This window comes from Streptomyces luteolus, from assembly GCF_029968015.1.
In the GTDB taxonomy this organism is placed as follows: Bacteria; Actinomycetota; Actinomycetes; order Streptomycetales; family Streptomycetaceae; genus Streptomyces; species Streptomyces luteolus.
In genome coordinates, this window is record NZ_JASCIS010000102.1 from 1 (window position 1) to 2566 (window position 2566).

The window sequence follows — 2566 nt, forward strand, 5'->3', positions numbered from 1 at the left end:
CAACCCACCCAACCCACCACGGCGGCCGTGCCGCTCACCTTCTCCGCTCGCGGCGAGCAGCCGGTGCGTGAACTCGCCGCTTCCATACGAGACTTTCTTACGCAGAATCCCGAGATCGACCCGGCCGACGCGGCTCGCGCGCTCCTGGTCTCCCGTACCGTCTTCGAGCACCGGGCCGTCCTGCTGGCCGCGGACCGGGACGGTCTCGTGGACGCCCTCGACGCGCTGGCCGCCGACCGCCCGGACCCTCGCGTGGTGAGTGGCGCCGTGCCTGCCGCGGGAGCCGTCGACGGTGCCGTCTTCGTGTTCCCCGGGCAGGGCTCACAGTGGGTCGGCATGGCCCTGGAGCTCCTGGAGACCTCCGAGGTGTTCCGGGAGCGGATGCACGAATGCGCCGCCGCGCTGGCGGAGTTCGCCGACTGGTCACTCCTCGACGTGCTGCACGGCACGCCGGGAGCGCCCGGCTTCGACCGGGTCGACGTGGTGCAGCCGGTGCTGTTCGCCGTGATGGTGTCCCTGGCCGCGCTCTGGCAGTCGCTCGGGGTGCGCCCTGCCGCCGTGGTCGGCCACTCCCAGGGCGAGATCGCCGCGGCCTGTGTCGCGGGCGCACTGTCGCTGCGGGACGCCGCGCGCGTCGTGGCCCTGCGCAGCCTGGCCATCGCCGGGCTGGCCGGCAGCGGCGGCATGGTCTCTGTGCCGCTGCCCGCCGGGCGGACGCAGGAGCTCATCGGACGGTGGGGCGACCGGCTCGCCGTGGCTGCGGTCAACGGCCCCGGTTCCTCGGTGGTCTCCGGCGACCCGGAGGCCCTGGACGAGCTGCTCGCGGCCTGTGCGGACCAGGATGTCCGGGCCCGCCGCATCCCGGTCGACTACGCCTCCCACTCGGCTCACGTCGAGACGCTCGAAGAGCAGCTGCGCGAACTGCTCGCGCCGGTCGCGCCGCGCGAGGGTGCCGTGCCTTTCTACTCCGCCGTCACCGGCGGTCGGCTGGACCACCTGGAGCTCGACGGGGCCTACTGGTACCGCAACCTGCGCCAGCCGGTGCGCTTCGACACCGTCACGCGGGCCCTGCTCGACGAAGGCCACCGTGTCTTCGTCGAGAGCAGTGCTCATCCCGTGCTGACCACGGCGCTGCAGGACTCCTTCGCCGCCGCGGAAGCCGACAACGCGCTCGCCGTCGGCTCGCTCCGCCGCGACGAGGGCGGCATGGGCCGGTTCCTCTCCTCGGCCGCGACCGGGTACGTACACGGCCTGCCGGTGGACTGGTCCGCGGTGCTCGGCGGTGCCGGTACGGCCGCGGCCCGGACCGTCGCCCTACCCACGTACCCCTTCCAGCACCGCTCGTACTGGCTGGAGGCGGAGGCCAAGGTCGGCGACATGAGCGACGCCGGGCTGCGCGCCGCCGGTCACCCGCTCCTCGGCGCGGCCGTCGAACTGGGCGACGGACAGGGCCTGTTGTTCACCGGACGGCTCTCGCTGCGCACGCACCCGTGGCTCGCGGACCACACCGTGGACGGCACGGTCCTGCTGCCCGGCACCGCCTTCGTCGACCTGGCCCTGCACGCGGGCCAGGAGACCGGCTGCGAGCACGTCGAAGACCTGACCGTGCTCGTGCCCCTCCTCCTCACCGAGCACACGCCGTTGCAGCTGCAGCTGGTGGTGGGGGCGCTGGATTCCGACGGCAAGCGCGCGCTCACCGTGCACTCCAAGCCGGACACCCGCGACGACGCGCAGGCCGACGAGCCGTGGACCCGGCACGCCACCGGCGTACTCGCGGAAGGGGTACGCGCGGAAGCGGCGGCCGGACCCGCGGGCGGGGAGGCGTGGGAGGCTGCGGGTACGTGGCCGCCCGCCGGAGCGGCCCCTGCGGACCTCGACCGCGCCTACGAGCGGCTCGCCGCGCGCGGCTACGAGTACGGTCCGGCTTTCCAGGGCCTGCGCACGGCGTGGCAGCTCGGCGACGAGGTGTACGCCGAAGTGGCGCTCGACGCGGAAGCAGGCACATCGGCGGAGGGCTTCGGCCTGCACCCGGCGCTGCTGGACTCCGCCCTGCACCCGGCGGTGCTCGGGCTACTCGGCCAGTCCGACGAGGGTCTGCTGCCGTTCTCCTGGACCGGAGTGTCCCTGCACGCCGAGGGGGCCGGTTCCTTGCGCGTACGGCTGCGGACGGCGGGCCGGAACACGGTCTCGGTGTCGGTCGCGGACGCCCTGGGCGCCCCGGTCGCCACGGTCGACGCGCTGGCCCTGCGCCCCGTCGACAAGGAGGCGCTGCGCGCCGCCGGGAGCCAAGGCCGGCAGCCGCTCTTGGTGGTGGAGTGGCGGGCGATGTCTGCGCTGACGTCGCGGGAGCAGGCCTCGCCCGGCGAGGTGGGGGCTGAGGCCCGGGTCTTCCGGGTACCGGGCGGCAGCACGGTGCGCGAGGTCACCGGCCAGGTCCTGGCAGCCGTGCAGGACCACCTCACGGACACCGCCACCACCGGACCCCTGCTCGTCCTCACCCGCGGCGCGGTATCCACCGGCCATGACGACGAGGTCACCGACCCGACAGCCGCGGCCGCCTGGGGCA

General features: G+C 74.3%; 1 protein-coding gene. It reads left to right on the forward strand.

Annotated elements, in window-relative coordinates; all coding sequences use genetic code 11:
- Window positions 1–27: 27 nt before the first annotated feature.
- Window positions 28–2566: acyltransferase domain-containing protein (locus tag QIT00_RS38630; RefSeq protein WP_282540181.1), on the forward strand; the 2539-nt coding region annotated here is incomplete at its 3' end.